The organism is Pseudoalteromonas sp. AOP7-A1-14, from assembly GCF_052376275.1.
Classification (GTDB): Bacteria; Pseudomonadota; Gammaproteobacteria; order Enterobacterales; family Alteromonadaceae; genus Pseudoalteromonas.
Genome location: NZ_JBQSVO010000162.1, coordinates 1 through 5,452, shown reverse-complemented (window position 1 = coordinate 5,452; position 5,452 = coordinate 1). Strand labels below are relative to the sequence as shown.

The following is a 5,452-nucleotide window of genomic DNA, read 5'->3' as shown; positions in this document are numbered from 1 at the left end:
ATATAAAACGTAAACTTGCTCAGCCCTGCAATATGTTCCTTTGCAAAGAACTTTAACTTGCAGCTGCTAAACCCAAGCGCAACAATAAAAATAAGCGGAAAGATGATTGAAAAAATCTGCACTACATTACAGCCTTAGGTTAAAAAATACTTTACAGTTTAGCGCCTAAACTCATCACTTTGCGGTAAGTTAATTAAAATTAGTACCGCGCCTTTACCACCATATTCGAGGGGCGCTTGGTGCATCGCAATAATATCGGGGTGCTGCACTAAATATTGCGGCACTTTATGTCTTAAAATATGCCCGCCAATACCGTGAACAACACAGGCGCAGTAGTAATGCCTTTTTTTGCATTCATGGACCAGCCCTGCAAGTTCATCTTTTGCGATTTCTTTATTAAGACCATGCAAATCGAGCGTTAGATCAGGTATATAATCGCCGCGTCGCAACTGCTTAGCTAAAAATCGGTCTTGACCCTCCTGTACGTAATTAACCGTACCATTCGTGTCAATATCAGGGATATACTCGTCCGAAAAGAAAAATTCTGACTGATGCTGCTTTTTTTGCTGGGCAAATTGCTTAGCTTGTGACACTTTAGGTTTATTAGCAAAGCGATGAGTGTCTTGTTTAAACACTTTGGCACCACTAATACTTTGACGAAACAAATCAATGTCGTCAGTGCTGATTGGGCTGTTTGAGTGAGGATCTTTTTTCATGGCGGCAGTCTAAACAAAAAAACGCTAAAAATCGAGTGAAAACCGAGTTAAAACCAAGAGAAAAGACGTTACAATAGGGCAATCATGGGGCCTTAGTTGTGCCTCGATTGAAATAAATAATTTTGAAAGTAGCAGGCAGATAACAGATGAGTGAATTACTAATAGAAGAAGCAACCCTAGACGAAGCTGTTGCAGAACTTTCAACCTTACATGATTGGTTACGTTGGACAACCAGCCAATTTGCCAGCACAGGTATCTTTTTTGGTCATGGTACAGACAACGCATGGGATGAAGCCGTAAGCCTATTATTACCGGCGTTAAGTTTACCGGTTGATGCACCTAAAGAGTTAATGCATGCGCGTTTAACTAGCACAGAAAAAAACCGTTTCGCAGGCCTAATTGCAGAGCGTATTAATGATTTTACACCCGTCCCATACCTAACCAATATTGCTTGGTTTGCCAATATGCCATTTTATGTAGATGAGCGCGTGCTTATTCCACGTTCGCCATTTGCAGAGCTAATTAATAACCGTTTTACTCCATGGCTAGAAGAGCCTGAGTCAGTGAACCGTATTTTAGATTTATGCACCGGCTCTGGTTGTATTGCTATCGCCCTTGCACAAGTATTTGGACAGGCTCAAGTAGACGCGGTAGATATCTCTTACGAAGCGTTAGAAGTGGCTGATATTAATATTAGTGATTACATGCTCAGTGACCGTGTACTTCCTATTCAGTCAGACGTATTTAGTGGCGTACCAGGACAAAGATACGACCTAATTGTTGCAAACCCACCGTATGTGGACGCCGAAGATATGGCCGATTTACCCCGCGAGTTCCACCATGAGCCAGAGCTAGGCCTTGCATCAGGACATGATGGCCTAGATGTTACCCGTACTATCTTAAATGAAGCGGCAGATCATCTAACTGATAACGGTTTGTTATTTGTCGAGGTTGGTAACTCTATGGTACATATGGATGCACTTTACCCTGGTGCGCCGTTTGAATGGGTTGAATTTGAACAAGGCGGACTTGGTGTATTTGTGATCAGTAAAAAACAATTAGTAGCGTATTTCGCTGATTGATCACAGCAAAAATTAAAGCCGAGCCTTAGGCTCGGTACTCAGTAGTCATTATGAATGAGGAAAGTTAATGGCAGGTAATAGCATCGGGCAGTTATTTAAAGTGTCCACCTTTGGTGAAAGCCACGGCGTTGCCTTAGGCGGTGTTGTGGACGGTACGCCCGCAGGCCTTGAAATCACAGAGGCCGACTTACAAATAGATTTAGATCGTCGTAAACCAGGGCAAAGTCGTTACACTACCCAGCGCCGAGAAGACGATGTAATTAAAATCTTATCAGGCGTGTTTGAAGGTAAAACCACAGGCACCAGTATAGGATTGTTGATTGAAAATACCGATCAACGTTCAAAAGATTACGGTAAAATTAAAGATGTTTTTCGTCCAGGCCATGGCGATTACACCTATTGGCATAAATACGGCCAGCGCGATTATCGCGGTGGGGGTCGTTCGTCAGCTCGCGAAACCGCTATTCGTGTAGCTGCAGGCTCAATCGCTAAAAAGTACCTAAAGCAATTTCATGGTATTGAAGTACGGGCGTGTTTAAGCCAACTAGGACCTATAAAAGCTGAAAACTATGACTGGGATGAAGTCGAAAACAATTTATTCTTTTTCCCAGATGCCAGTAAGATTGAAGCACTCGATGAATATATGCGTGACCTTAAAAAACAAGGTGACTCCGTTGGCGCTAAAGTGAAAGTGGTCGCTAAAAATGTACCCGTTGGCTTAGGTGAGCCAGTATTTGACAGACTTGACGCTGAACTTGCCCATTCTTTAATGAGCATTAACGCTGTAAAAGGCGTTGAAATTGGCGACGGTTTTGAGGTGGTTGAACAAAAAGGCTCAGAGCATCGCGACGAACTCACACCAGAAGGTTTTACATCAAATCATGCAGGTGGCGTACTTGCGGGTATTTCTACTGGGCAAGATATTATCGCGTCAATTGCACTCAAACCAACATCGAGTATTACTATTCCCGGTAACAGTATTAACACCGAGAACGAAGCGGTAGAGATGATCACTAAAGGTCGTCACGACCCATGTGTAGGTATTCGCGCCATTCCAATTGCAGAAGCGATGATGGCCATTACTTTAATGGATCACTTACTGCGCCAGCGCGGACAAAACCCACATGTTAACCACGAACATGGGCCAATAAATGGCTCGGTGTAACGCTTAAAGCATACAAAATTGTAGGCGCGGATTTACTCCGCGCTTTTTGATTTGGGGGGCTTTATGAACAACAATTCAAAACACCAAGGCGCACTCAAGCGTTTAGAGAAGTTTAGCCACTTTACCGATAGTAGCATTAGTATTCCTTTTACTAATTTTAAGCTGGGTGCGGAGTCACTTATTGGTATTGTACCAGGAGTTGGTGACTTAGTAGGCCTTATTCTATCAAGCTATGTACTTTTTGAAGCGCAGCGTTTGGGAGTTAGTAAAGGGGTTAAATTTCGTATCATTCTTAATATGCTGGTTGATTTCTTTTGTGGTTTACTCCCAATTGTCGGTGATATTTTTGATGCTTTCTTTAAGGCAAATACACGCAATACCCAATTACTTAAAAGTTACTTAGTAGAGCAAAAACGATAAAACTTAGTTTTTATTGTTTTGAAAAAAGTACTCTGCAATCACCTGTTTCTGTTGGCCAAACTGATCTGAAAGCCCAATACCGATACCTATTATTTTACCTTGTGCTTTTGGTGGCTGAGCTTGCATTTGCTGATTAAAAATAGCAAGTTGAGGGCTTTTCTCGTTGGCTAATAATGTTAAGTGAGGCTGAAAGTTTTGAAATACGTTTGGACTACCGTAACGTTCAAATGCAGTTAATTTATTTGGATAGCTTTTTACCCAAACAGGAACTATTGCATGTTGGTTACGCAGGGGGGCTAGGGCGAGGGTCACTTTATCTGAAAGCCTTTGTAGCTTGTCAGATAAGTGCAAGTTTATAAATGCCCAATTACTTTTTGACACTTTAAAACCCTCAGCAGTAATAGCAAAAGCTTGGTGTTGTTCAACAAGGCTTTTTACTGCGCGCTTAATTGCTTCTTGAGTTCCTTCAGGATAATCAGCTAAATACAGCGTGGCGTGTACTGGCATGCCTTTTTCGTAAAAGCTAACGATGCCTTTTTGTTTTAATGAGTTACTGGTTTGTTCTACCAAATTTATAATAGGTTTTGAAGGAATTGCAAACACATTAATACTGATACTTTTTGCAATAGTTGGAAAAGATAAACTCAATAAAGCCATAAGTAAGGTTTTAAACAGTTTATCCATAATTAGTTTGTACATATTAATTATTTTTACTCAGTGATCGAGTACCTATAATAATGCTTGTTTCTTTAGGAGTAAACTTGAGTATTTGTTTTATTAAAATTATGGCTGCGATGGCTTGTTTTTTGAAAAATGCGTCTACGATGTTTTTTAGTAGTTAATAATATCCGTGGCAAAGTGATTTTGGTGACACTGAATGCTGTTAATTCCAAGGAATATAATTTTTTTATAGTATAATTTGTAATAAAATATATTAAGCTCGCGATGGGGTCTTTATCGGTGAAGAACTGGTTGCGCTTTTTAATTAGTTGTGGAACTTGTGATATGAAAGATCTAGAAACACTCTACCCCTACCAGCAAGTACCTATCTCTAGATGGACATGTCAATTTGAGTCAATGGAAGATGAGCAAGCGTTTCTACTTAGTAAGTTGCCCCGCGATAAAAAAATAGCGCAGTATTTAAGTGGTATTATTGCGATTATTCTAATCTTTATTACTTTTTGCGACCCCATGATTGTCCAGCCTGAGTTTTGGCCTGAGATTACTTTGATTTTGCGAGGGAAGCTAATTTTTATATGTATTGCAGTTGCTGTTTCAGTTAACTACATAAAAACGGTTAAGCAACTCCAGTATATTCGTTGGTGTTTTGTCATATTTTTGTTTGTTCACCTCCAAAGTATGACATTACTATTTAACGATAGTTACATATTTTATGTCTGTTTTGATGTAATAATTTTAATTTCATTATACTTTTCAGCGCTATTCTCATTTAAGTCATCATGTATAGTTGGACTCATATATTGTGTTGTAGCCGTTATTCTCTTATTTATTCTCAAGTCAGTGAGTTTACATGCGCAACTTATGGTTTGTGCAGCATATGTGTCAACTAATTTAGCTGGAGCTGCTATTTCAGCCCATGAGCATATTATAAAAAGGCAATTACATGTGCGTAATAAGTGGCTTAAAGCACTAGCCAAAGAAATGAAAGTGCAAGCGTTTAAAGACGTTTTAACACAACTCCCAAATCGGCGCGCATTTAATGCTCATTTTCCTCTTTACCAAGATGAAGCGGAGTATAAGTCTAGAAAAGTATATGTAGCTATAGCAGATATCGACTTTTTCAAGTATATAAATGACACTTACGGGCATGATGTTGGAGATGCGGCTTTGATTGAGTTTTCTCAAACTTTAATTAAAACACTACAATCAAGTGACGCCTTATTTCGTTTGGGTGGAGAGGAGTTTGTTATGATTCTACCCATGTATACCTACGAAGAGATAAGGGGCTTATTTAATAAAATCATTCTGCAGCTCAACAAAAATATATTTAATATTAAAGAAATAGAACACCCAATCACAGCAAGCTTTGGAGTGACAGCGCTTATACC

The 5,452-nt window shown here is 39.7% G+C and carries 6 protein-coding genes and 1 pseudogene; 4 read left to right on the top strand and 3 right to left on the bottom strand.

Annotated features, from left to right (window positions below; genetic code table 11):
- Both ACT3RM_RS16705 and smrB read right to left on the bottom strand, forming a co-directional pair.
- Positions 1–122: pseudogene (locus ACT3RM_RS16705) on the bottom strand (AEC family transporter); the annotation flags it as partial.
- Positions 123–158: 36 nt separating this feature from the next.
- Positions 159–716 carry an endonuclease SmrB gene (smrB, locus tag ACT3RM_RS16700; protein WP_441836041.1) on the bottom strand — a complete coding sequence of 186 codons (558 nt, stop codon included), beginning with the start codon at positions 714–716 and terminating at the stop codon, positions 159–161.
- A gap of 146 nt (positions 717–862) precedes the next feature.
- Here smrB and prmB point away from each other — a divergent pair, with 146 nt between their 5' ends.
- The 3 genes from prmB to ACT3RM_RS16685 all read left to right on the top strand — a co-directional run bounded on the left by prmB (position 863) and on the right by ACT3RM_RS16685 (position 3,383).
- Positions 863–1,798 carry a 50S ribosomal protein L3 N(5)-glutamine methyltransferase gene (gene prmB / locus ACT3RM_RS16695; protein ID WP_441836040.1) on the top strand — a complete coding sequence of 312 codons (936 nt, stop codon included), beginning with the start codon at positions 863–865 and terminating at the stop codon, positions 1,796–1,798.
- Positions 1,799–1,865: 67 nt separating this feature from the next.
- Positions 1,866–2,963, top strand: a complete 1,098-nt coding sequence (aroC, locus tag ACT3RM_RS16690; RefSeq protein WP_441836039.1) for a chorismate synthase — start codon at positions 1,866–1,868, stop codon at positions 2,961–2,963.
- Between the two features lie 63 nt (positions 2,964–3,026).
- Entirely contained in the window at positions 3,027–3,383 is a 357-nt protein-coding gene (locus tag ACT3RM_RS16685; RefSeq protein ID WP_441836038.1) for a DUF4112 domain-containing protein, read from the top strand.
- Positions 3,384–3,386: 3 nt separating this feature from the next.
- Here the strand turns inward: ACT3RM_RS16685 and ACT3RM_RS16680 are convergent, their stop codons facing one another.
- The gene (locus tag ACT3RM_RS16680) at positions 3,387–4,082 is read right to left on the bottom strand and encodes a 2'-5' RNA ligase family protein (protein WP_441993056.1); all 696 of its coding nucleotides are present in this window, start codon (positions 4,080–4,082) and stop codon (positions 3,387–3,389) included.
- A gap of 306 nt (positions 4,083–4,388) precedes the next feature.
- Here ACT3RM_RS16680 and ACT3RM_RS16675 point away from each other — a divergent pair.
- A partial coding sequence (locus tag ACT3RM_RS16675) for a GGDEF domain-containing protein (RefSeq protein WP_441993055.1) occupies positions 4,389–5,452 on the top strand: 1,064 nt, incomplete at its 3' end.

Coding starts and splice junctions, on each gene's coding strand:
- ACT3RM_RS16685 (WP_441836038.1), top strand. CDS start 3,027: ATGAACAACAATTCAAAACACCAAGGCGCACTCAAGCGTTTAGAGAAG.
- ACT3RM_RS16680 (WP_441993056.1), bottom strand. CDS start 4,082: ATGTACAAACTAATTATGGATAAACTGTTTAAAACCTTACTTATGGCT.
- aroC (WP_441836039.1), top strand. CDS start 1,866: ATGGCAGGTAATAGCATCGGGCAGTTATTTAAAGTGTCCACCTTTGGT.
- smrB (WP_441836041.1), bottom strand. CDS start 716: ATGAAAAAAGATCCTCACTCAAACAGCCCAATCAGCACTGACGACATT.
- prmB (WP_441836040.1), top strand. CDS start 863: ATGAGTGAATTACTAATAGAAGAAGCAACCCTAGACGAAGCTGTTGCA.